Genomic DNA, 24663 nt, shown 5'->3' on the forward strand with positions numbered 1-24663 from the left:
ACATGCTTTCAACCGAGATCGGCCCTGGTGCCGTCACCGCTCCGGCGCCGGTACCGGATCGACGGCACCGGGCGCGACGCCTGACGCTGGCCTTGCTGCTTTTGCTTATCCTGACGTGCATTTTATCGCTGACCACCGGGGCCTCGCAAGCGTCCTTATGGCGGGCGCTGACCCATCTCTATGATGGGCAAGAACTGACCACCATGGACCAGATCGTATTGCTGGATATTCGCCTGCCCCGGCTGTGCATGGGGATTCTTGTCGGCGCGGCCCTGGCGGTCTCTGGCGCGGTGATGCAGGGGCTGTTTCGCAACCCTCTGGCGGATCCGGGCATTGTCGGCGTCAGCGCCGGTGCCGGGCTGGCCGCCATCTGCGCCATTGTTCTGGGGGCCTTTCTGCCACTTTCACTGCAGAAAATCCTAGGTTCAGCCCTTGTGCCGGTGGCGGCCTTTCTGGGCGGCTGGGGCTCAACGCTCTTGCTGTACCGGGTATCAACCCGCGGCGGACAGACCTCTGTGGCGACCATGCTGCTGGCCGGGATCGCGCTTGGCGCGCTGGCCGGGGCGGCCTCTGGGGTGCTGGTGTACTACAGCGATGACAACCAGCTGCGCGATCTGACCTTCTGGGGCATGGGATCCCTGGCGGGGGCTACCTGGGCCAAGGTACTGGCAGCGCTTCCCATCATTGGCCTGGCCTTGGCGGCGGCCCCCTTTCTGGCGCGTGGCCTCAACGGTATGGCCCTGGGCGAAGCCGCAGCGGGCCATATCGGCATCCCGGTGCAACGGGTGAAGAACAGCGCCATTCTGGCGGTGGCAGGGGCCACAGGCGCGGCGGTGGCAGTCTCTGGTGGCATTGGCTTCATCGGGATTGTGGTGCCGCATCTGTTGCGCCTGGCCACAGGCCCGGATCACCACAGCCTGCTGCCCAATGCGGCCCTTTTGGGCGCGGCGCTCCTGCTAGCTGCGGATATGATCGCCCGGGTGGTTGTCGCCCCGGCAGAATTGCCCATTGGCATCATCACCGCCATTCTGGGCGCGCCGGTGTTCCTGTGGATCCTTTTGCGCCGCCGCGGGGAGCTGTCGATATGACACAGCCCCCCCCCTCCGCGACAGCCCAATTGCAAGCCATCGATATCACCGTCCAACTGGGACGACGGCAGGTCCTTCGGCAGGTAAATTTCACCGCCACCGCAGGCCGCGTCACCGCCATTGTCGGCCCAAACGGATCTGGCAAGACCACACTGTTGCGGGCGATGACCGGCGAAGTTGCCCACAGCGGCCAGGTCTATCTGAACGGTGCCGATACCGCCCGGCTCAGCCCTTGGGAACTGGCAGCGGTGCGGGCGGTACAGCCGCAAAGCAGCACGATTGCCTTTCCCTTTACCGTGCTTGAAATCGTTCGCCTTGGCCTTAGCGCCGGCCTTAGCGCGGCGGACAGCCATGTGCCGCTACAGGCGCTAGAGGCCGTTGGGTTGCACGGTTTCTCCGGGCGGATGTATCAGGATCTATCGGGCGGCGAACAGCAGCGGGTGCAGCTGGCCCGCGTCATCACCCAGGTCTGGGAACCGATGGTTGATGGCGCACCGCGCTGGCTGATTCTGGATGAACCCGTCGCCAGCCTCGATATTGGCCACCAGTTCACTGTGATGGATCTGACCCGCAACTACGCGGCCCGTGGCGGCGGCGTAGTTGCGGTGATGCATGACCTCAATCTCACCGCAATGTTTGCCGATCATGTGGTACTGATGCAGGCCGGCGCGGTTGCAGCCACGGGCACCCCGCAAGAGGTTCTGACAGATGAAACCCTGGCGCGCACCTATAGCTGCCCTGTCCCGGTCAATACCACCCCGCCCGACAAGATACCCTTTCTGCTGCCACAGGCGCGCAGGCGCTCGTCTCCGGTATCGACCTAGCGAGATACGGACAATAACCAGGCCCCGGCTTTTCAATCGGGGCCTGGTTACGGCCTATGCCTGCGCCCCCTAGGCCGACCTGTCGCCCCTTATTCAAACCAGCGCGCCCACCCCTTCAGGTAATAGCCCACCAGCGCATGCGACTGCAGCGAATTCACCGCGACAGGCAGCTTGGCGCTTTGACGATCAAACACCTGCGCCGCCTGCCAGACCTCGGGGGTGAGGTATTTCAACTGCTGTTCCAGCGCCGGAGGCAATGCAAGATGGCCCGCCGCAGCCCCCGCGCGCTGACTGGCGAGGACAAACCCCCAATCGCCAAAGCTTGGCAAATAGGCGTGATAGGGCTGCGTCACCAGGCCGGTGCCGGGCTGTTGCGGATTGCGGCTGGCCTGCAGCGTCGCATCGATCGACCAAAAGGCCTCACGCGCGAACAAAGGAGAGCCGGCCTGGGTAACCAGGCTGCCATATGCGCTCAACCGCTCCACCAAGGCACCATAGAACTGGCGACTATAGAGTTTTGACAGAGCCAGGTTCTTGGGGTCCGGCAAGTCGATGATGATCACGTCATAGATCGCGCTGGTGCTCTCCACATACCGCCAGGCATCGGTGTTGTGGATCTCGACCCGCGGATCAGACAAGGCATCCGCGTTGAGCTGCGACAGGTCGGGATGATCGCGAAACAGCGTGGTCACACGGGGGTCCAGATCCACCAGCGTGACCGCCTCGACATCGGGCCAGCGCAGCACCTCGCGGGCTGCCATACCATCGCCACCACCCAGGATCAGCACCCGGTTCCGCCGCTGCGCCTGCGCCATCGCCGGATGGACAAGGCTTTCGTGGTAACGGTATTCATCCAGGCTGTCGAACTGGATTGAATAGTCCAGAAACAGCCGGGTGCGGTCGCGGTAGCGAGTGACGGTAATCTGCTGGTATGGCGTTGTTTCGCTAAGGATGATGTCATCCTCAAACAGATTGGTCTCGGTCATCGACACCAGCCGTTCGGCCTGCCACAACCCCAGCAGGGTGACGCTCAATGCGATGGCCCAAACCCCCACCTGCAAGCGGCTTGCTTCACTGCGAAAAACCCACAGCGACAGCCCCGCAACCGCGAGGTTCAGCGCACCAAAGGCGAGGCTGCCTGCCATCAGCCCCAGATGCGGAATGATAAGCACCGGAAAGGCCAGCGATGCCACAAGCGCGCCGATGTAATCCACGCTCAGGACGTTTTCAAACCGGAACTCCGGTGCCCCAATGCCCTTCAGCACCCGCGCGATCAGAGGTATCTCCATCCCCGACAGCAGCCCGACGGTGATCAACACTCCATAAAGCAGCAGGCTCACGCTCTCCATCCAGGCAAAGGCAAAGAACACCGCAGGCGCCATAAAGCCCCCGGCGATGCCGAGCAGGATCTGCGCCCAGACAAAGCCGGACATGGCACTCTCCACATAGCGAGAAAGCCAGGCCCCCAGCCCCATGGCCGATAGAAATATCCCAATGACATAGGAAAACTGGCGCACGGAATCGCCCAAGAGATAGCTCGACAATGTCGCCGCAATCAGCTCGTAGATAAGGCCGGCCACAGCCACCAGAAAGGTCGCCACCAAGAGCCAGGTCTCACGCAGGCGCAGATCCGACTCCGCAGCACGCGGATCCGCTGGCGCGCCTGCCTTCGCTGTCCCTGCAGTCTTGGCGCGCGGATCAGGAGACAATGACAGCCGCGATAATAATCGCAATAGAGATGAACAGCATACCGATCAGCACCGCCAGGGCCATGTTCTGATCCTGCTCGATCTCTTTCATGATCGGAAAGGGCGTGAGCCAGTCGATCACCTTCCAGACCAGCCCCATAAGCCCCACCCCGAGGATGGTATAGACGATGGTGCTGATCATCTCAGCCAGTTGAATTGCGGCTAGATACTCCATGAGAATCCTCTCTATTTGATACTTCCATTCAATCCCCGCCCGGCGCTGACGGCGCGAATAGAGCGATCCAGGTCCCGGCTTTCACCGCCATGACCCAGATAGGCAACATAGCTGGTGCCGGCGATGGCACTTGCAGACAGCAAGACAAAGACCACGCGAAATACCATCATCTCAATCGTCGTCCTCTTCGGTCCAGTCACTGCCCTGCCAGCGGGCCCTGTTGTGCAACATGCGGCGCAGCGCCGGATACCCGGCAACCCCGCCAAAGCCAAGCGCCAGGATCATCAGCCAAAAGCCGCTGGACACACCAGTGCGAATGCGCAGGCCTATCTGTGTCATCCTATGTTGGGCAGAGGCAGCAGCATTCTGGCGCGGGGCCCATAGACCGGTCTCTTCCAGATCCAGGGTCAGCCTATAGGTGCCAGGCACAGGCGGAAAGAAAGCCAGGCTGGCCCGGTTGCTGCCTTCGCTCCAACTGCCGTCTTGATCGCGTCCGTTGTAATATTCAACGGTGCGACCGGATTCAAACAACAGCTCCCCTTCGGGATCTTCCAGTTCCACCGCAAGGTAGCTCCAGCTGTTGCGGCCGTTTCCCTCTAGATCGATGCGGGTCAGACGCCCCGCCTCGCTGACGTCAAACGGCACCGTGACCGGCAAGTCCAGCACGCTGTGGACCTGCGGATCTATTGCCCGCACACCGCCCTGCAGCGCCATAAAGCCGCTCAGAACCAGGCAAGTCAGCATGGCCCCCAGCCCAGTCTTCATCAAAAAACTGCCGTGGGGGTTGGCCTTGCGCCCCTTCAAAGGGTGCGCGCCACTGGGCGCCACCGCATCATAGGCGGCGATAAACCCGCCGCCCAGGTCGTCTCTCTCCAGGTAGGTGGTTCGGTAGATCTCGCGCTCGCCGACGGTTGCGGAAAAGGACAGCATCGCAGTTTCGGACAGCGCGGTCACCGTGGTGGTTCGCTTGCCCTGGCGCGGCGTCCAGGTGAATTCCCCTTCGGCAAAGATCACCTCGCTGGTCGAGGTGTCATAGTATTTATAGATCTCTCCTGCGACGCTGAGCTGCGGCCGGGTATCGGCGCGGTTGACCTGTTCGGACGACATCCATCCCGCCGGTTTGCGGTAGCGGCGCGAAAAGGTCAGGTGCCCCTCTTCCAGCGTAATCCAGGCATAGCCATGGGTCGGGGAAAACACCTGATGATCCACCCAGCGCCAGATCCGGCCGTGCCAGGCCTCTTGATGCAGCAGCAGGCCGATCACGGTGAAATCAACGTCAAAAATCTGCCCCGCAGTGCCGATCTTGAAACTGGTTTCGGGGCGTTGCAGCAGGTCGAACTTTTGCAGCGCGCGATAATTGTCCAACGCGTCCAGCGCCGACCCGCAATAGGCGCAGATATGGGTGGTGACACGCCCGCCGCCCAGCACATCAAGCCCAGCACCGCAGGCAGTACAGTTGATCGCCTTCAGATCAGGATTGAGGCTCATGCAACTGTCACCTTGACCTCAAAAGGATCAATCCAGGTGCCGATGAACCATTCATATTGCTCGCCGCTGATTTCAGCAGAGAGCACATTGCCAGCATCGCCCTGCAGGTTGAGAAAGCGATAGCTCTCTCCCACCGTCAGCGGATGATCAAAGCTGCCCTTGAGCCCGATGCAGGTGCCAGTGCCGTCTTCATCCACCCGAAATCCTTCGCTTTTATAGCGCAAGATCCGCCCCAGTCGCAGCTTGCCACCATAGGTGGGCCAAGCCTCGGGCGGCAGGCTGCGTTGCAGGATCAGATCGCCTTCGTCTACCGAAATCCAGACGGGTTTGCCCCCGGCATCAACCGCCCAGAATTCATCCCAGGTGCCACGCCCATAAGAAAACCGGGCATGGCCCAGGATCTGATACCGCCCGGTGCCGATCTGCAGCTGATCCCCCAGCCCGCACAGCATTGGCACCTCATGCAGCACCCCCTGTTGGCCAGCAAGACGCAGCCCCGCATCTTCCAGAAGCAGGGTGGTTGTGCAGGATTCGCAAGTGATCATCTTGACGCTTTTGATCGCCGGGCAGACCAGATCGCCGCAATTGGGACAGTGCAGTTCGCTCATATCTGCCAGTGTCATCACAGGTGCCAAGAGCGCAAGCGGGAAAAACCGCAAACACCGCTCAGAGTTGCATCATTTCCGTAGATGGGCACGGCGACCTGCCTGCATCTCCGAACTGTACCGGGCCTGTACGCCGCCTGCACGCTCACTGCGTCCTATGCGGTGCCTTTGCCCCGCCACCCAGGCCAGCGCCTTATTAAATCGCAAGAATTTTGATAGGCGGTCCAGAGACGTGCCCAGTTTTTGGGCAAATCCCGCCACCTGCGCCGGACGCATGGCGGCTATACCACTGCGATGGCTGGTCCCAGCCCCTGGTGCCGCCTATGTCCAAAGCAAGGGAGATGTTTATATTCAGGAGTGACCTGCAATGGCACATGCCGCCCACTACACTGCACCAACCGCCCTTGGCGTCCTAAGCCTGCTGGCAAAACCCTTTATCGCCCTGGGCAATGGCCTGGTTGCCATCGGAGAGGCAAACACCCGTTATCAGACCCTGAACAAGCTGATGGACCTGAGCGATGCAGACCTGGCCAAACGTGGCTTGAAGCGTGACGATCTGGTGCACCACGTCTTTTCCGACAGCTACTACCTGTAAGCGCCGCCGCTGCGGCATGACATCCGGGCAAACCTGTTTCTACCCTCGCAGCGCCTGGTGCCTGCGCGGGTGGATTGCAAAACCGGGCAGGAACGACCAGGCGCTAACTGCACGGATCACCCGTTTTCTGCGGCACGACTGGCCCAGCCTGCATCAGCGTTCGCGAAACGCAAATCAGATGGTCGCGCATCGCCTCTGTCGCGGCCTCTGCCTCTCCATTCAAGATCGCCTTTGCCAGCCTTTGGTGTTGCTGTCCCAGGACTGAGGTGACCTCTGCGGAATAGGTTTCGGCCCGCGTCCGGGTCCACATCGCCTGTTGGCGCACGGAGCGGATCGACTCATAGACCGTTAGAAACAGCGGGTTTTGCGCCATCTCTGCAATCTTGTAGTGAAAAATGTCATCCGCGATCTCATAGCTTTGCTGATCTGGCGCATCCAATGTGGCCTGGGCCACCTCGGCAAACACCGCACGGGCCTTTTCATTGGCGCGCAGGGCCGCCAGCCCGGCCAGAGCGGGTTCGATCTCAAGGCGCACCTCCATCACATCCTGCGGGCGCACCCGACGTGCCAGCCGATGCAAACCCGCCGCATCCGTCGCAGGCGGGGGCTGCACAAAGGTGCCCTGTCCACGGCGGCGGAACAGCGCGCCCTCACCTTCCAGTTGATCCAGCGCCTGACGCAGCCTGGCCCGGCTGACGCCAAAATAATCTGCCATTTCGCGTTCGGGCGGCAGGCGGTCGCCGCGCTGCAACTCTCCGGCGGCGATTTCCCGGCGCAATCGTGCAACCAGCGCCGCCTGTGTAGATTTCAAGACAGGCTCGGGCATCGTGCTCAGCCGCCCAGAAGGTCGCTGAACATCCGGGCTGATGTCAGCATCAGGAACAGCCCAAAGACCAGCCGCAGCGCCCGTCGCGGGATGCTATGGGCCAAGCTCACCCCGACACGGGCAAAGATCGTGCTCAAGGGAATGATGGCCGCAGCACACAGCAGATTCACATAGCCAAGCGAAAATGGCGGCAATCCTTCGGCAGCAAAACCGGTGCCCATGTAGATCAGCGCCCCCGGCAGCCCAATCACAAAGCCAATCGCCGCAGAGGTGCCCACCGCCTTGCGGATATCATAGCCGAGGAAGTTGAGCAGAGGCACGCAGACCGTGCCGCCACCGATTCCCATCATCGCAGAGACCGCCCCGGCAAAGACACCAAATCCCGCCCAGACAGGCCTGGAAAAACTGCGCGGGGTGGCACTGTCGGCACCAGTACGCAGGATCATGTCCAGCGCCACAATCGCCGCCACGCTGGCAAAGACCGCGATCAGCACCTTGCCGGACACCACGCCGCCCAGAATACCGCCAATCACCACCCCGATCAGGATCGACGGCGCCCAGAGCTTGAGCAGCCCCATATCAATGGCACCTTTGCGATAGTGGCCATAGCCGGACGACAAAGAGGTAAAAACAATAGTCGCCAGCGAGGTGCCCACCGCCACCTGCATGGTCAGGGCACTTTCCATCCCGGTCAGCGTCAGCGCCAGATAGAGCGCAGGCACAATGACGATACCGCCCCCCACGCCAAGCAACCCAGCCAGCACTCCGCCCACAATCCCAGATCCGGCAGCCACAGCCGCCAGGGTCACCAGGGTTTCGGTTTCAAACATCCACGTGTTTCCTTCTTGCCGCAGCGCCCCGCCCGAGGTCGCCGCAAGAGACAGGCCCGCTGGCACCATGCTCTAACAGCGCAGCGTCAGACCTTGAACCAATATAAGATTGGTTCAAAAGCACCAAAAAGCCACGGCAAGTCAAGCAGTCAGTCCACGATGATACAGGTTAACCCTTGGCGAAATCATCGCCTTCATTCTGGCCAAACACGGTCGCCCCCTGATCGGCAGAGGTCACAGAACGGCGGAACACGCCAAACATTTCGCGCCCCGTACCCTGTTGATAGGCGCTCAGATCAGCTGTCGCACTGTCGCGCTCCAATACACCCGGAGTGCAGATCTCCAGCACGCCGTTGGTGGCATCAAGCCGGATCAGGTCGCCATCGCGAATTTTGGCAATCGGGCCGCCGTCCAGGGCTTCGGGAACCACATGGATGGCCGAGGGCACCTTGCCAGAGGCACCAGACATGCGCCCATCCGTCACCAGGGCAACCCGATGCCCCTGCCCCTGCAGGATCCCCAGCATCGGCGTCAGACTATGCAATTCAGGCATGCCATTGGCCTTGGGGCCCTGAAAGCGCACCACCACGATAACATCGCCGGTGAATTCCCCGGCCTTGAAGGCCTCCTTGGCGTCCTCTTGGTCGTGAAAGACCCGCGCCGGAGCTTCGATCACGTGGTGTTTTTCATCCACCGCCGAAACCTTGATAACCGCCGTGCCCAGAGACCCGGTCAGCCGTTTCAACCCGCCCGTTGCCTGAAACGGCGCGCTGGCCGGGCGGACAATGGCCGCGTTCAGCGTCTCTTTCGGTGTGGGGCGGAAGGTCAGCCCCCCCTCGTCCGACAGGAAAGGTTCCTGCGCGTAGGTCTCAAGGCCAGCGCCCGCAATGGTTTTAGTATCAGCGTGCAGGAAACCCGCGTTGAGCAGCTCTTTGATCATGAAGCCCAAGCCGCCAGCCGCATGGAAATGATTCACATCCGCCAGCCCGTTTGGATAGACACGCGCCAGCAGTGGCACCACGTCGGACAGATCCGAGAAATCCTGCCAATCCAGAATGATACCGCCCGCCCGTGCCATGGCAATCAGGTGGATCAACAGATTGGTAGAGCCCCCGGTCGCCATCAGGCCCGTGATGCCATTGGCATAGGTCTTTTCATCCAGGATCTGGCAGACTGGCGTATAGTTGTTGCCCAGCGCGCTCAGCGATAGTGCCCGTTTGGCCCCCTCAACGGTCAAGGCCTCGCGCAGGGGGGTGCCCGGATTGACAAAGCTGGAGCCCGGCAGATGCAGCCCCATGAATTCCATCAGCATCTGATTGGAATTGGCCGTACCATAGAAGGTGCAGGTGCCCGGGCCGTGATAGGCGGCCATTTCGGCTTTCAACAACGTGGCACGGTCAACCTCGCCCGAGGCGTATTTCTGGCGGATCTGCGCCTTTTCATCATTGGCAAGACCGCTGGTCATCGGCCCGGCAGGCAGGAAAACCGCAGGCAAATGGCCAAAAGACTGGGCGCCGATCACCAGCCCCGGCACAATCTTGTCACAGACGCCAAGGTAGACCGCCGCATCAAAGACATTGTGGCTCAGCGCGATGCCCGTTGCCATGGCAATGGTATCGCGGGAAAACAGGCTCAGTTCCATGCCTGCCTCGCCCTGGGTAACGCCGTCGCACATGGCCGGCACCCCACCCGCGACCTGCGCCGTGCCCCCGGCGGCGCGCAGCGCGTCGCGGATCAGGGTTGGATAGCTCTCGAACGGCTGATGCGCCGAAAGCATATCGTTATAGGCGGTGACAATTCCCAGATGCCCGCTGCTGGCCTGCGCCAGACTGGCCTGATCCGCCCCCGCTGCAGCATAGGCATGCGCCTGGCCAGAGCAGCTCAGATGGGCCCGCGCCGGCCCCTTGCCGGCGGCAGCGGACATTCGGTCCAGATAGGCACGGCGGGTTGGCGCAGAGCGGGCAATGATCCGGTCGGTGACCTCGGCGAGTGTTTTATTTAAACGCATATGAGAAACCTTTCGGGTGTCAGACAGGGGGCATTAAAACAGGCATTAACAGCGTCATATCATCTGGCGCACCAGTAATATCAGGAACCGATACCGCGCCAGCGCCGGTTGTCGCGGTGCATCAGCAACAGGGAATCATCCGGCCCAGAGCTGCCCGGATCATAGAGCTGCGGCTTCGCACCGGACTGGCTCCAGTTGGCGATGATCGGATCAGCCCAGGCCCAGGCGGCCTCAACCTCGTCGCCGCGCATGAACAGGGTCTGATTGCCCCGGACCACATCCATGATCAGCCTCTCATAGGCATCCTGTGGACGGCCCGCTTCGGGCAGGGAATCCGCAAAGGTCATATCCAAGTTGGCCGCGGTGAGGCGCATACCTCCAGGCCCGGGATCCTTGATCGTGGTGCGCAGGGTGATGCCTTCGTCCGGTTGCAGCCGGATCACGAGAACATTGCCATGTACTCCGGCGGCACCTTCAAAAATGTTATGTGGAGGATCACGGAAGTAGACCGCGATTTCGCTTTCACGGGCACGCAGGCATTTGCCCGTGCGCAGATAAAACGGCGTGCCCGCCCAGCGCCAATTGGCCACATGCACCTTCAGCGCGATAAAGCTCTCTGTTGTGCTATCGGCATTGCCTGCATGGTCATGATAGCTGTCCGCCTCGGCGGTGGCGGCATTGCTGCGATACTGGCCCCGCGCCAGATCACTCTCCGACACTGGCTCCAGCGACTCTATCACTTTGACCTTTTCGTCACGCACCGCGTTGGGGGTAAAGCGCGAAGGCGGCTCCATCGCGGTGAGGCACAAGAGCTGCATCAGGTGGTTTTGCACCATATCCCGCATGGCGCCAGAGCGGTCATAATACTCCCCGCGCCCGGCAACGCCAATGCGTTCGGCAACGGTAATCTGCACATGGGCGATATGGGTGGAATTCCACAGCGGTTCAAACAGCGAATTGGCAAAGCGCAGCGCCATCAGGTTCTGCACCGTTTCCTTGCCCAGATAGTGATCAATCCGGTAGATCTGGCTCTCGCTGAAATGCTGGCTCAAGGCGGCATTCAGCGCCTGCGCCGAGACCAGATCATGGCCAAAGGGTTTTTCAAGCACGATCCGGCTTTCGGGGGTGGCGATACCATTGCTGTTCAGCCGACTGGCGATTTCGGGAAACAGGCTGGGCCCCACCGAGAGGTAGAACACCCGGACAACATCGGCGCGCAGATGGGTCTTCAGCTCCTGCCAGCCGGTATCGCCCCTAGCATCCACCGGCACATAATCCAGCAGTTCAACAAAAGCCGCGATATCGTCCTCTCCGGTTTCACCCTCCTGACCAAACTCGCGGATCGCAGCGGCAACAAAATCCTGAAATCCGCCGCGATCCAGTTTGCTGCGCGAGGTGCCGATGATGCGGCTCTTGGGGCAGAACTGGGCGATCTGAAACCGGTGGAACAGACTGGGGAGGATCTTGCGCCGGGCCAGATCGCCGGTGGCGCCGAACAGCACCAGATCAAAGGGGTCAACGGGGATAACGCGAGAAACCATGTCGATATCAGATCCAGAAAGGAACAGCGCCGCAGCAGGCGCGTCAGGTTGCGGATTTAGGCACAGAGAGCTTGGCCACAAGCCCAAGGGTAGAGCTGTCTTTGCTGGGGTCTTTGCCGCCCTGAACAAGAGGCAGCAAACTCTCGGCGAGTTCCTTGCCCAGTTCTACCCCCCATTGATCAAAGGAGTTGATGCCCCAGATGGCGCCCTCGGTGAACACCCGATGTTCATACAGGGCAATGATCTGCCCCAACACAAAGGGGGTTAGCCGCGGATAGGCCAGTGTAACCGAAGGACGGTTGCCCGGGAAGGTCAGATGCGCGGTCATGCGCTCCAGATCGCTATCAGTATGGCCACGGCTTGCGGCCAGCGCGCGTGCCTGCTCGGGCGAACGCCCGGCCATCAGTGCCTTTGATTGCGCCAGGCAATTGGCCTTCAGCAGGTCATGCTGATGCGCCAGCTCTGGCTCATGACCGGTTGCTGCAATCAGGAATTCAGTCGGCACCACATGGGTGCCCTGATGCAACAGCTGATAAAAGGCATGCTGGCCATTGGTGCCGGGTTCGCCCCAAACAATGGGACCAGTGGTCCGGCTGACCTTTGCGCCCTCCAGCGTGACGCCCTTGCCATTACTTTCCATATCCAACTGTTGCAGATAGGCCGGCAGGCGGGCCAGACGTTGATCATAGGGCAAAATCGCCCGCGTGGCGTAGCCGCAGATATTGCTGTGCCAGATGCCAATCAGTCCCAATAGAACCGGCAGATTCTGGCGCAGATCCGCAGTTTGGAAATGGTGGTCCATCGCTGCCGCGCCGCTCAGCATCGCCCGAAAGTTGTCCCGCCCGATCGCCATCAACACCGGCAGGCCTACGGGTCCCCAAAGCGAATACCGCCCCCCGACCCAATCCGCGAAACCAAAGACCCGCTCTGGCGGGATGCCAAACGCGGCCGTCTTGTCCTGCGCGCTCGAAACAGCAACAAGATGCTGGCTGGCTTGCTCTCCCAAGGGGCCGCGCAGCCAGGCAATCGCCGTTGCCGCATTGGTCATGGTTTCGATGGTGCCAAAGGATTTAGAGGCAATGATAATCAGCGTGGTCTGCGGATCCAGCCCCTTCAGGCAGTCGGTAATATCGGCCCCATCCACATTGGAAACATAGTGGCAACGCGGCCCATCATGATAGGGGGCCAGCGCCAGCGTGGCCATCACCGGCCCGAGATCAGAACCACCAATGCCAATGTTCACGACATCGGTAAAGCGTGCTCCGGTTGCGCTCTTGTGGGCACCACTGCGCACCGCCCCGGCAAACCCTTCCATCCGCTCTAGCGTGTGGCGAATGCCAGGCATCACATCCGCGCCATCGACCTCAACCACCGCATCGGCCGACGCACGCAGGGCCGTATGCAGGGCCGGCCGCTTTTCGGTCACATTGATCGCATCGCCCCGAAACATCTCGGCGATGCGGTCAGCTAGCCCGGCCTGCTCTGCCAGTTCTATCAGACCGGCAAGCGCGGTCTCGTCCAGCGCGGTCTTGGAATAGTCCAGCAACATGCCGTCCGCCTCGGCGGAAAAGGCCTGAAACCGCTGCGGGTCATCTTGAAAAAGCTTTGAGATCGCAATCTCAGAGGTGCGCCGACGATGATCCGTCAACCCTGCCCAATATTTGTCCATTTCAAAAACCCTTACCAAAGCCAACTGGCCGAATCATGCCTTTCGCTCTTATGCAACAAAGTTAGCGCTAACAAGAAGCAAAGAGAAGTCAAAGCACGGCCTCTGTCTTGCATCTGTGTACCACCCAGGCGAATGAGGGCTATTGCCCAGGTGGAGAATACGGAACGGTTTTGGATGACCACGTAGGCAAGAGCTGCTAGTCTCCCCCCAGGACCCAGAAAAACCCGCCTGGGTAGTGCTGTACAATTTTCCCCCCGCACCCATTTTCCGGGCGCAGAAATGAGGGTGAAAACGCATATAACAACCCTGGCTGCCTGAATACGGCCTGCCAAAAATTGATATTGGATTGGTGATCTACGGAGGCAAAACTCTGTTACAAGACCCAAAAACCCAGGCCAGCCGGGAGGGTGCCGCCCAGCCGGAACTGAAACTATCCGCCTATTTCACAAGATTTATTCCCCCCGCCAATATCACAATTCTCTTGGCCTTTCTGGCGCTAATTCTTGTCTTTGCCTCGGTTTTTCTTAAGATCCTTTCCGCTGAAAAGGATGCCTTCAAGCGCGAAATTGTTACCGTCGCAAACGTTTTTGAAAGCCACAAACAGAAGCTGAACTTCCAGCTGGAGCGCTACGCCGCTTCAAACGCGGCCTATCTCAAGATTGATACCGAGTTTTCGCTGCCTTGGATCGAGGAGCGGTTTACATCCGATCTGGCCACCGTCTCTGACTACGATGCCCTGTTCCTGATCGCCCCGGATCGCGAGATTGCCTTCAGAGCCTTCGCAGAACAGACGAGCACCGGTACCCCAGCGCGAAATTTTCAACAGATCCTGTCAGACGAAAGCATTCCACGCATACAGCAAAACTATCTCGATATCCTCGCGCAGGATTCCACACAGAGCAGACATTTCTCACCATATGTTTCCGAGCTGTCGCAGGTTAATCTCTACCAGTTTGGCGAGGACTTTGCCCTGGCCACCTATTTTGCCATTGTCCCCGATCCAGGCGGCATCCCCATTGCCCAACGCGCGCCTTATGTTCTGGTCACCCTGCATGTTCTGGACGCTGCGCATTTGGAAACTCTGCTGGCAGCCTTGCCGCTGGAAGATCTGGTACTAGTGCAAGAGATCCCCTCTGGGATGATCGGCCTGCAGCTAACCCCCGACACCCCTGACCCAGACGCAGGCCCGGCCTATCTGGCCTGGCACCCAACTGCCAAAGGGACCTCGATTCTGCTGTCCTCTGCCCCGGTACTTGGCATCACGGTCGGATGCATTTTTCTGCTGGCGCTGTTTTCCATCAGGCGCAGCCAACGCGATCGGGCAGACCTGAAGGTCAGCGAACGCCAGCTGCATGACGCACATCGCATTGCCAAAATGGGCAGGTTTTCCATTTCGTCAGATAATGTGTTCAACTGCGGCGCAGAAACCTTGCAGTTGCTGGGCACTCCGGGCAGCGAAAAGATATCGTCATTTGATGACTTCTGCGCCCGGCATGTCCATGCCGACGATCAGGCCCTGCTTCAATCTGCGGTGCGTAAATGCTGGCAAAACGGCTGGCCGTTTGGCTGCGAATTCCGGGTCAGTTCCACCACTGACAAGGAAACCACCCTCCGCATGCAGGGGCAGGTGCATAACGGCGGCACCAAAGACGAACTCCAGGTGGTGGGCATGATCCAGGATGTTTCCGAATTCATACTTCTGGGCGAAAAGCTGCGCCAGTCACAAAAGATGGAGGCAATCGGCAACCTGACCGGTGGCATTGCCCATGACTTCAACAATCTTCTGGCCGTCATCCTTGGCAATCTTGAGCTCATTCAGGACTGCGAAACCTCCAAGATCACCCAGTCCCACATGGAAGATGCGATCCGTGCCACCATGCGCGCGGCTGATCTGACCCAGAACATGCTGACCTTTGCGCGCCGCGCACCGCTTGCGCCAAAACAACTGCAGCTGAACCAGATCATCAAAGATACCCAGAAATGGGCTGGCCGCGTCCTGCCCGAGACCATCGAAATCACGACCCGGTTGGAAAACGATGCCTGGCCCATTGCCGCAGATCCAAGCACCACAGAAAGCACCCTGCTCAATCTGATGCTGAATGCCCGCGATGCGATGCCCAATGGCGGCAGCCTGTTGATCGAAACCTCCAACATCTTGCTGGATGAGGAATTTATCAAGACGGTCAAGGAAGACCAGCCCCCCGGATTCTATGTCATGCTATCCGTCGTCGATAGCGGGCAAGGCATCCCCGAGGCGTCGCTAAAGTACATCTTTGATCCGTTTTATACCACCAAGGGCCCCACCCATGGCACCGGGCTTGGGCTTTCGGTGGTGCAGGGGTTCATGGAACAAACGGGGGGGCTGGTTCTGGTGCAGTCGAAACTTGGCGCTGGCACCAGGTTTGATCTCTATTTTCCCGCCCAAACGACCCACACCACAAAAGGAGAGCTGCCCTTTGACCCAGACATGCCCGCCCCGCCCCACAAGGGAAAGAAGGCGCGCATTCTGCTTGTCGAGGATTCCCCTAGCATGCTGAAAATGCTGGAAACGACTCTCAACCAGGCTGGTCATAGTGTCATTTCCGCCACCTCTGGGGATCATGCACTGCTCGCCTTTGAGAGTGCTGACAGATTTGATCTTTTGCTCAGCGACATTGTGATGCCCGGCCAGATGCAAGGGATAGCTCTTGCCAATCAATTGCGGGCAAAACAGCCCTCTTTGCGCATCATTCTGATGACAGGTTATCCCAAGGCCCTACCCGATATCACCAAGGATCTGTCAGAGGGCGGCCAAGTACTGACAAAACCGATGCGCACAAAAGACCTGCTCTTGGCGATTGAAACCGCGCTGTCCCAACCCTCTCTTGACACCGCGACCCGCACTGCATCCGTTGACTGAGCCCAGATCGAAGCGGCGGCCGCTACCTTCACCGGAGGGCCAAGGATAGGCCGGACAGGATCACGCCGATCGCTCTGATCTGGGCAGGGCGATCTCATTCACGACCCGCCGCATCTCCTCGCGATTCATCGGGGTGCCAAAATAGAAGCCCTGAACAGAATTGCACTTCTCCTGCTGCAGGAACTGCAACTCTTCTTCACCTTCCACCCCCTCGGCCAGGACAGGAATATTCAACGCAGAACCCAGCAACAAAGTAGAGCGCACAATGGCCGCACTTTGTGCATTCTGATGCACACCGCGCACAAAGCTCTGATCAATCTTGATCTTGTCAAAAGGAAAGGTCTGCAAGGTCGCAAGAGAAGAATACCCGGTCCCAAAGTCATCCATCGCAATGCGCACACCATAGTTTTTCAGCTTATGCATTACCTTCAAGGTATGGACCTTGTCGTCGATGATGCTGGATTCAGTGATTTCCAGTTCCAGTCTTTCCGGGGCTAGGCCGGTCTCGAACAAGACATCCATCACATCCTCGACAAAGGAGGGCTGCACCAGCTGTTGGGGGGCGACATTGACCGCCACCTGAAAGGGGCGCGTCCATCCGGCGGCTTCTTTGCAGGCCGTTTTCAGAACCCAATAGCCGATCTCGCGGATCAGGCCGGTTTCTTCTGCGATTGGGATAAACTCATCCGGTTTCACCCGACCACGTGTGGGGTGGTTCCAGCGCAACAGCACCTCAAAGCCAACTGGCTCTAGTGAATTCAGGTCATTTTGAAATTGGTAGGCCAGTTCAAACTCGCCAGCAGCAGAGGCACGGCGCAGATCCTGGACCAACTGGAGTTTTTCGCGGCTTTGACGATCCATTTCTTCGCTGAACTGACAGACATTGCAGGTCATATCCGCTTTCGCACGGTACATTGCCAGGTCAGATTTATGCAGCAACTCTTGCGGGTCCCGACCATCCTTGAGACTGGTGGCGATGCCAATGGCGGCCCCCACATGCAGCGATTGGTGCTCTAGATCGATGGGATCAACAACAATCGAGGCATGCAAACGTTCCGCATAGGCCTGCACCTCTTCTATCCGCCGAAATCCCAGCTTAACCGCAACAAATTCGTCGCCGCCCACCCGCGCGATATATTCATCCGCGCCCTGCTGCCGGGTCAGGCGCTCGGACACCGCCTGCAGGACCTTGTCGCCCACGGCATGGCCGTATAGGTCGTTCACCTCTTTGAACAGGTTCAGGTCAATGGTCAAAACGGCTGCACGCTCGGTTTCGTCCTGCTCCAAGCGATGCTGCAGCCCCGACAAAAACTGCGTCAGCCACATACGGTTGGCCATAGAGGTGAGTGGATCATGCAGCACGGCATGCGCCAGTTGGCTACGGGCTTCGCTTTCGACATTTTGTTCAATGCTGGCCGAGGCAAATCCGAGAAGCAAAATAATTCCCGTGATGCCAAAAATCACGGTGCCCAGCGTCGCATCCGAAATAACCTGCGTCGGCACATCCACCAAGGGGCTAAGCCGCACGTCAATTGCGCTCATGCCGATGAAATGCATGCCACAGATGGCGCTGACAAGCAGCCCCGTTGCAGCCACCCAGCTTTTCACATCCAGCTTTTGTTTGACTGCAATAGAATAGCCCAAGGCCCCCAGACCGGCCCCGACCACAACCGAGAGCACAAGGTACCCCAGTGACAATTCCAGTGTGCCAGGCACCAGATAGGCCTGCATGCCAGAGTAGTGCATTATCGAAACCGTAACCCCGAACAGCGCGCCCGCGACATAGGGCACCTGCCGCCCAGAGGCAAAGACAAGCACCGCATTGACCCCGAAGACGCCCAGAATGGCAATCAGCAGCGACAAGCCCGTCACAATCGGTTCATATCCGTGCTGAAAACCCGGTTCATAAGCTAGCATCGCAATGAAATGCGTCGACCAGATCGTCGCGCCTGCGATCATACTGGACAGCCCCAGCGGCACCAGCCGCCGCCGCTCTGCTGTGTCCAAAAGCCCGTTGGTCAGACGAACCGTCAGACTGACCCCCACCACGCAGACAAACGCAGCCACCGCAACAAGCGTGTAGTTGTGCTGCTGCGTCAAACAATCCAAAATTCGGTACATATGGGGGGGTCTCAAACTGTTAGTTATTACGGCCCCCCACCAAAGCAGCAAAAGCTTAATGAATGGCGAAACCCCCAGGGACTCATGGTCTATCCGGGCAGATATTCACCGCGCGGGCGCATGCTTTTGGTTAAAATCAAAAACAACCACCGCAACCTCTACTGCCCCCGGTCGCCCCCCCCCTTTGCAAGCGCGAAATCTGTATTGCTTGCTTTGCCACGCTTAATTAGGAAATAGCGCCCCCAGCTACGGAAAAAGGCGCGCATATTTGCGACCTTTCCCACCAGCTAGGCAGCCCGTGTTCGCTAAGCGTCGCCGCGCCCCTCTGAGCGCGATTTCATCTGTTCATAGGCCGCAAGAGCCCGCCGTCTTCCGCTACCAAGGTCAATCATCTGTTCCGGATAGGTATCGTCCGGGGCCAGTTGCCAGCAATGCGGACAGGCCTGGTAAAAATCCAGTGCATCGCGGCCCGGATCCTGTGACAATTCAGCCAAGTATCTGTGTACATATACCTTTTTCCCATCGAACTTCTCCGCCTGTGTTTGCGGGTTGAAGATCCGGAAAAACGGCGAAGCATCCGGCCCGGAACCGGCGACCCACTGCCAGCCCATAGCGTTTGCGGCAGGGTCCCAATCGATTAGGCAGTCTTCGAACCACTGCTGGCCAATGCGCCAGTGTTTCAGCAAATGCTTGGTCAGGTAGGATCCGGCGATCATTCTGCAGCGGTTGTGCATGTAGCCGGTCACATAAAGCTGACGCATCGCGGCATCGACAAGCGGCACGCCCGTGCGCCCCATTTTCCACCGCAAGACCGCCTCATCCTCGTCTTCCTGCCAAGGAAAACTGCTCCAGTCCGGACGCCAGTTTGACGATATGATTTCCGGCGAATGATAGGCGAGATGGTACGAGAACTCGCGCCAGACAAGCTCTTTCAGGAAGTGTTCGGCCCCCGGCTTGCCATCATTCATCGCCTGCACCCCGGCATGCCAGATAGTCCGGGGGCCAATCTCTCCCCAGGTCAGGTTTTCGGAAAGACGGGAAGTCGCCTCCTCGGCGGGGAAATCCCGGCGCTCCTTGTAGCCTATGACAGGACCATCGAGGAAATGTTCAAGACGGTCTAGCGCGCGGGCTTCGCCGACACAGGCATGCCGCGCCAGGATATCCCCGCCACGATTCATTGCCAGCTGCAAACCCCAGCTTTCAAGCTGGTCGCTGTCCGGCCAACTGTTGGGCGATAGCATCTGTTGCGGCGCAGGCTCTGCGCGCTCTACCGGCCTGTCTCGTACGGCGCGCCACATTGGGGTGTAGACCTTGAAAAACCCACCCTGCTTGGTCTTGACGCTCCAGGGTTCAAACAGAAGATGCCCGGCAAAGCTGCGGGCGTCATACCCCGCCGAAGCCAGACTGGATTTCACCGCGGTATCGCGGGTAATTGCATCTGGATCATAGGCGCGCGTCCACCAAATGGCACCGGCACCGGTTTCTTTGGCCAGGGACGCCAAGACATCCGCCGCCCGCCCCCGGCGCAGGATAAGCCGCGAACCGAGCGATTTCAGTCGCTCATCAAACAGGCGCAAGGCCGCATCCAATCGCCATTTTGGCGCGGCCCCGTAGGTTTCAACCACTTCGTCCAGTACAAAAACCGGAACAATGGGGCGGCCGGATCGCACCGCCTCGGATAAGGCTGCATGCTCTGCCAATCTGAAATCCCGTCTGAACCACAGGATTATCGGTGATTTGGTCTCTGACATGGCGTTTCCTATTCTAGCCCTGGCCTACAGGGCGTGGTGCATCTTGCTGCTTCTGGTTCCGCAGAAAGCACCGGACAGTAGTATTGGGCAAGACAGGGATCATGGCGTTGCCGGGAACACGGCCGTTTTCTTCACTGTTCCATAGACAAAACTGGTGTCGATCGAGGCTATGCCGCCGATGGGATGAATGCAATTGCGAATGAAATTTTCATAGGCTTCAAGGTCAGGTACCAGCACCCGAAGCTGATAATCCATCGCTCCGGTCATGACATGGCACTCCAGCACTTCGTCGATCAGCCGAACCCGTTTTTCAAAATTCTGCACATCCGCCTGATTGTGCCGTTCCAGTTTGATGCGCACGAAAACGGTGATGGAAAGACCATAGGCAGCCGGGTCGACATCCGCGCTATAGCCTTGGATGATCCCCTTCGTTTCCAGGTTTCTGACCCGGCGCAAACAAGGCGAAGGCGACAGGTTCACCGCATGGGCGAGATCCTGATTGGTCATGCGACCATCGCGCTGAAGGGTGCGAATGATTTGCTTATCTTTACTGTCCACCGGGGCCTCACATTAGCATACTATGCCAATATATATCGAAAATGTGGCAATATTGGCAATCCATTGATCCAATTTATGGTGCAAGGTAGCTCAAAATAGGATCAGGAGTTCACAATGCCCCACCCCACTGGTTTTGCCACCCGCGCCATCCACCACGCGTATGACCCGCAAGAAAATGAGGGCGCGCTGACCCCGCCGCTGCATTTGACCTCTACCTTCGCCTTTGAGACCACTGAGGCAGGCGGCGAGATGTTCGCAGGCGAACGTCAGGGGCATATCTACAGCCGCATTTCCAACCCAACCTGTGATCTGCTGGAACGCCGTATCGCCACGCTGGAGGGGGCCGAGGCCGGGCTGGCGTTGTCGAGCGGCATGGGCGCGATTACCGCCGTGTTGTGGACCCTGCTGTCACCGGGGGACGAGGTGATCGTGGACAAGACGCTGTATGGCTGCACCTTCGCTTTCATGCAGCACGGTTTGGCGAAATGGGGGGTTACCATCACCCATGTGGACATGACCGACCCTGACACCCTGCGCGCTGCCATCTCTGATCGGACCCGCGTGGTCTATTTCGAAACTCCAGCCAACCCGAACATGCGTTTGGTGGATATTGCCGCCACCGCCGAAATCGCCCATGCCGCCGGGGCGCAGGTGGTGGTGGACAACACCTATGCCACGCCCTACCTGACCCGCCCGATCGAATTGGGAGCCGATATTGTGGTGCATTCCGCCACCAAGTATCTTGGCGGCCATGGCGATGTCGTGGCCGGGCTGGTCGCGGGCCGCATGGAACAGGTCACCGAAATCCGGCTGGTCGGGATGAAGGACATGACTGGCGCAGTGATGGCGCCGTTCAACGCGATGCTGATCCTGCGCGGGCTGAAAACCCTGTCCCTGCGGCTGGATCGTCATTGTGAATCCGCCCAGGTTGTGGCCGACTATCTAGAAGCACACCCGGCGGTTCGATCCGTATCTTTCCCCGGATTGGAAAGCTTTGCGCAACACGATCTCGCCCAGCGGCAGATGGCACAGCCCGGCGCGATGATTGCCTTTGAAGTTACCGATGGCATGGCCGGGGGCATCCGGTTCATGAACGGGTTGAAGATGATCCAGCGGGCCGTATCTTTGGGCGATGCGGAAACTCTGGTCCAGCACCCGGCCTCGATGACACATTCGACCTATACCCCCGAGGAACGTGCCGCGCATGACATCAGCGATGGGCTTATCCGCCTGTCCGTGGGCCTGGAGGACGTCGCGGATATTCTTGCCGATCTAAAGCAGGCCCTGCCGTTTCCTGCCCAATACGCTGCCGAATAAGCCCCGAACAAGGAGAGAGCCATGCACAACGATATGACCCACCTGAAGACCATTGAACAGCGTCTGTTGTGGCTCTCTCACTGGATGATCCATCACGCCAATCACCTGCGCCCGAAGGTGGACGGGATCAAGGTTGGCGGTCATCAGGCCTCATCGGCTTCGATGGTGTCGATCATGACCGCGCTCTACTTCTCGACGCTGAAACCCGAGGACCGGGTCGCGGTGAAACCCCATGCCTCTCCGGTTTTTCATGCGTTGCAGTATCTGATGGGCAACCAAACCCAAGAAAAGATGGAAAACTTCCGGGGCTTTGGCGGGGTGCAGTCTTATCCCAGCCGGACCAAGGATATCGATGATGTCGATTTTTCCACCGGGTCGGTTGGGCTTGGGGTGGCGATTACCTCCTTTGCCTCGATCATTCAGGATTATATCAAGGCCAAACGCTGGGGCGAGGACGCGCCGATGGGCCGGATGGTGGCACTGGTCGGTGATGCTGAACTGGACGAAGGCAACATCTACGAGGCGCTACAGGAAGGCTGGAAAAACGATCTCCGCAACACCTGGTGGATCATCGACTATAACCGCCAGTCCCTGGACGGGATCGTGCGCGAAGGCCTGTTTGAACGGGTGGAGAAAATCTTTGATGCCTTTGGCTGGGATGTGGTGCGGGTAAAGCACGGCGCCTTGCAGCGGGCCGCCTTTGAAGAACCGGGCGGCGACCGCCTGCGGGAATGGATTGATACCTGCCCGAACCAGGAATACGCGGCGCTAACCTTCATGGGCGGCGCGGTCTGGCGCAAACGGCTGTTGGAGGATCTGGGCGATCAGGGCGCGGTATCGGCGCTGATCGAACGGCGCGATGATGCGGCACTGGCGGCACTGATGGAAAACCTCGGCGGCAACTGCGTTGAAACGATGGCCCAGACCTTTCAGGCGATCGACCATGACCGCCCAACCTGTTTTCTTGCCTATACCATCAAAGGCTGGGGCACCCCGATTGCCGGGCACAAGGACAATCACGGCGGGCTGATGAATACCAGCCAATTTGCCCAGTGGCAGGCGCACATGGGGGTGAGAGAAGGGGAAGAATGGGATCCGATGGCCACCGTTGAAGATCCCAAGGCCCTGCAAGAGTTCCTGTCCCAGGTGGCCTTCTTTGCGCAGGGCAGACGTCGTTTTCAGGATATCAAACTGGCTGTGCCCAGCCTTGAAATTGACACCGCCCGCGATACTTCGACACAGATGGCCTTTGGCAAGATCCTCGATGATCTGTCCAAAGGTGACAGCCCGCTTGCCGAGCGGATCGTGACCACATCGCCTGATGTGACCGGCACGACAAACCTGGGCCCCTGGGTGAACCGGCGCAAACTATTTGGCCGGGCAGAACAGGCCGACGCCTTCATCGAACACCGCATCCCTTCGACCGCGAAATGGGAATTCACGCCGCAGGGACAGCATATCGAACTGGGCATCGCAGAAATGAACCTGATGCTGTTATTGGGGGCGGCGGGCCTGTCACATTCGCTGTTCGGCAAGCGCCTGATCCCTATTGGCACGGTCTATGACCCTTTTGTCGCCCGCGGCCTGGATGCGCTGAACTATGCCTGCTATCAAGATGCCCGTTTCATTCTGGTGGGGACGCCGTCAGGCATTACCCTGGCACCTGAAGGTGGTGCCCACCAGTCAGTCGGCACGCCGCTGATCGGGATGAGCCAGGACGGTCTCGCCGCTTTTGAACCTGCTTTTGCGGATGAATTGGCGGTGATCATGCAATGGGCCTTTGACTACCTTCAGCGCGACGGCGAAGGCGACCCGGATGAGCGCACCTGGCTGCGCGACGAAACCGGCGGCTCTGTCTATTTGCGCCTGTCCACCAACCCGATCGAACAGCCCGGCAAGCGGGTCGACGATGATTTCCGCCAGGGGGCCATTGATGGCGCCTACTGGCTGCGGAGGCCGGGGCCGAATTGCGATGTCGTGATTGCCTACCAGGGCGCCGTCGCGCCCGAAGCGATCAAGGCTGCAGGGATGATTGGCGAGGCCCGGCGGGATGTGGGCGTTCTCGCCGTTACCTCGGCTGACCGTTTGAATGCGGGCTGGACTGCGGCGCAACGGGCGCGGTCGCGCGGCGCTGCTGATGCGCAGTCTCATATCGAAACCCTCATGTCTGCCCTGCCGCCGCATTGCAAAATCATCACCGTGATCGACGGTCACCCGGCAACCCTGTCCTGGCTGGGGTCGGTTGCGGGGCACCAGACCATTCCGCTGGGTGTGGAACATTTTGGTCAGACTGGTACGATTGGCGATCTCTATAGTCATCATGGCATTGATGCTGCCGCCATTGTCGAAAAGGTCAATGGCCTGACCACTGGCAGAAACATACACCAGAACGCGTCTGGTTTACCGCTCAGCAACGCCTGATAGAGCGGTAGGCCACGCCAGCAACAGTTGGGCGATGACGGGGCCATCCCGGATGGCAAATCTTCGGCCAGCCCCCTCCCCGCTCTCGGTCTTCCCAATGCCCCCGCATCGGCGCAGCATTCGTTGCATGGGGCATCAACCTTCGCTTTTTGGGCATGGCAAGCCCTGCTTCGTTGCCTGCGGCGGCCATGTTGCAGCT

The 24663-nt window shown here is 59.4% G+C and carries 19 protein-coding genes; 6 read left to right on the forward strand and 13 right to left on the reverse strand.

Features of this window, described 5'->3' with window-relative positions; all coding sequences use genetic code 11:
- Positions 1–2: 2 nt before the first annotated feature.
- Both P2081_RS13870 and P2081_RS13875 read left to right on the forward strand, forming a co-directional pair.
- Positions 3–1088, forward strand: a complete 1086-nt coding sequence (locus P2081_RS13870; protein WP_278923546.1) for a FecCD family ABC transporter permease — start codon at positions 3–5, stop codon at positions 1086–1088.
- Complete coding sequence (locus tag P2081_RS13875; RefSeq protein WP_278923476.1) at positions 1085–1912, forward strand: heme ABC transporter ATP-binding protein; 828 nt, start codon at positions 1085–1087, stop codon at positions 1910–1912. The genes P2081_RS13870 and P2081_RS13875 overlap by 4 nt, the downstream gene beginning before the upstream one ends.
- Positions 1913–2001: 89 nt before the next feature.
- Here P2081_RS13875 and P2081_RS13880 read toward each other — a convergent pair whose 3' ends face one another.
- The 5 genes from P2081_RS13880 to P2081_RS13900 are packed head-to-tail and all read right to left on the reverse strand — an operon-like array spanning position 2002 to position 5946.
- Positions 2002–3621 (reverse strand): polyamine aminopropyltransferase, encoded by a 1620-nt coding sequence (locus P2081_RS13880; protein ID WP_438826538.1) that lies wholly within the window; start codon positions 3619–3621, stop codon positions 2002–2004.
- Entirely contained in the window at positions 3611–3835 is a 225-nt protein-coding gene (locus tag P2081_RS13885; protein ID WP_278923477.1) for a DUF350 domain-containing protein, read from the reverse strand. Before P2081_RS13885 ends, P2081_RS13880 begins: the two co-directional genes overlap by 11 nt.
- Positions 3836–3846: 11 nt before the next feature.
- A complete protein-coding gene (locus tag P2081_RS13890; RefSeq protein ID WP_278923478.1) occupies positions 3847–4005 on the reverse strand; it encodes a hypothetical protein in 159 nt (52 codons plus the stop codon).
- 1 nt (position 4006) lies between these two features.
- Positions 4007–5323 carry a DUF4178 domain-containing protein gene (locus tag P2081_RS13895; protein ID WP_278923479.1) on the reverse strand — a complete coding sequence of 439 codons (1317 nt, stop codon included), beginning with the start codon at positions 5321–5323 and terminating at the stop codon, positions 4007–4009.
- On the reverse strand, positions 5320–5946 hold the full coding sequence (locus P2081_RS13900; RefSeq protein ID WP_278923480.1) for a DUF4178 domain-containing protein: 627 nt from the start codon (positions 5944–5946) through the stop codon (positions 5320–5322). Before P2081_RS13900 ends, P2081_RS13895 begins: the two co-directional genes overlap by 4 nt.
- 349 nt (positions 5947–6295) lie before the next feature.
- Here P2081_RS13900 and P2081_RS13905 point away from each other — a divergent pair, with 349 nt between their 5' ends.
- Positions 6296–6523 carry a hypothetical protein gene (locus tag P2081_RS13905; RefSeq protein WP_278923481.1) on the forward strand — a complete coding sequence of 76 codons (228 nt, stop codon included), beginning with the start codon at positions 6296–6298 and terminating at the stop codon, positions 6521–6523.
- Positions 6524–6626: 103 nt separating this feature from the next.
- Here P2081_RS13905 and P2081_RS13910 read toward each other — a convergent pair whose 3' ends face one another.
- The 5 genes from P2081_RS13910 to pgi all read right to left on the reverse strand — a co-directional run bounded on the left by P2081_RS13910 (position 6627) and on the right by pgi (position 13397).
- Entirely contained in the window at positions 6627–7349 is a 723-nt protein-coding gene (locus P2081_RS13910) for a FadR/GntR family transcriptional regulator (RefSeq protein ID WP_278923482.1), read from the reverse strand.
- A gap of 5 nt (positions 7350–7354) precedes the next feature.
- The gene (locus P2081_RS13915) at positions 7355–8179 is read right to left on the reverse strand and encodes a sulfite exporter TauE/SafE family protein (RefSeq protein ID WP_278923483.1); all 825 of its coding nucleotides are present in this window, start codon (positions 8177–8179) and stop codon (positions 7355–7357) included.
- A 169-nt stretch (positions 8180–8348) separates the two neighbouring features.
- The gene (gene edd / locus P2081_RS13920; protein WP_278923484.1) at positions 8349–10187 is read right to left on the reverse strand and encodes a phosphogluconate dehydratase; all 1839 of its coding nucleotides are present in this window, start codon (positions 10185–10187) and stop codon (positions 8349–8351) included.
- 80 nt (positions 10188–10267) lie between these two features.
- A complete protein-coding gene (gene zwf / locus P2081_RS13925; protein ID WP_278923485.1) occupies positions 10268–11728 on the reverse strand; it encodes a glucose-6-phosphate dehydrogenase in 1461 nt (486 codons plus the stop codon).
- Between the two features lie 43 nt (positions 11729–11771).
- Positions 11772–13397, reverse strand: coding sequence for a glucose-6-phosphate isomerase (gene pgi / locus P2081_RS13930; protein ID WP_278923486.1), 1626 nt, complete (start codon positions 13395–13397; stop codon positions 11772–11774).
- A gap of 349 nt (positions 13398–13746) precedes the next feature.
- Between pgi and P2081_RS13935 the strand changes: the two genes are divergently transcribed.
- Complete coding sequence (locus P2081_RS13935; RefSeq protein WP_278923548.1) at positions 13747–16296, forward strand: response regulator; 2550 nt, start codon at positions 13747–13749, stop codon at positions 16294–16296.
- A gap of 60 nt (positions 16297–16356) precedes the next feature.
- On the opposite strand, the gene P2081_RS13940 is transcribed toward P2081_RS13935, so the two are convergent.
- The 3 genes from P2081_RS13940 to P2081_RS13950 form a co-directional block, all read right to left on the reverse strand.
- Positions 16357–18417 (reverse strand): putative bifunctional diguanylate cyclase/phosphodiesterase, encoded by a 2061-nt coding sequence (locus P2081_RS13940; RefSeq protein ID WP_278923487.1) that lies wholly within the window; start codon positions 18415–18417, stop codon positions 16357–16359.
- 305 nt (positions 18418–18722) lie between these two features.
- The gene (locus tag P2081_RS13945; RefSeq protein ID WP_278923488.1) at positions 18723–20168 is read right to left on the reverse strand and encodes a cryptochrome/photolyase family protein; all 1446 of its coding nucleotides are present in this window, start codon (positions 20166–20168) and stop codon (positions 18723–18725) included.
- A 99-nt stretch (positions 20169–20267) separates the two neighbouring features.
- Positions 20268–20726, reverse strand: coding sequence for an Lrp/AsnC family transcriptional regulator (locus tag P2081_RS13950; RefSeq protein ID WP_278923489.1), 459 nt, complete (start codon positions 20724–20726; stop codon positions 20268–20270).
- Positions 20727–20840: 114 nt separating this feature from the next.
- On the opposite strand from P2081_RS13950, the gene P2081_RS13955 reads away from it, so the two are divergent.
- Positions 20841–22043: a methionine gamma-lyase gene (locus P2081_RS13955; RefSeq protein WP_278923490.1), complete on the forward strand. Its 1203-nt coding sequence runs from the start codon at positions 20841–20843 to the stop codon at positions 22041–22043.
- A gap of 21 nt (positions 22044–22064) precedes the next feature.
- Complete coding sequence (locus P2081_RS13960; protein WP_278923491.1) at positions 22065–24464, forward strand: thiamine pyrophosphate-binding protein; 2400 nt, start codon at positions 22065–22067, stop codon at positions 24462–24464.
- Positions 24465–24663 lie beyond the last annotated feature (199 nt).

Source organism: Pseudophaeobacter profundi, from assembly GCF_029697505.1.
GTDB classification, from domain to species: domain Bacteria; phylum Pseudomonadota; class Alphaproteobacteria; order Rhodobacterales; family Rhodobacteraceae; genus Pseudophaeobacter; species Pseudophaeobacter profundi.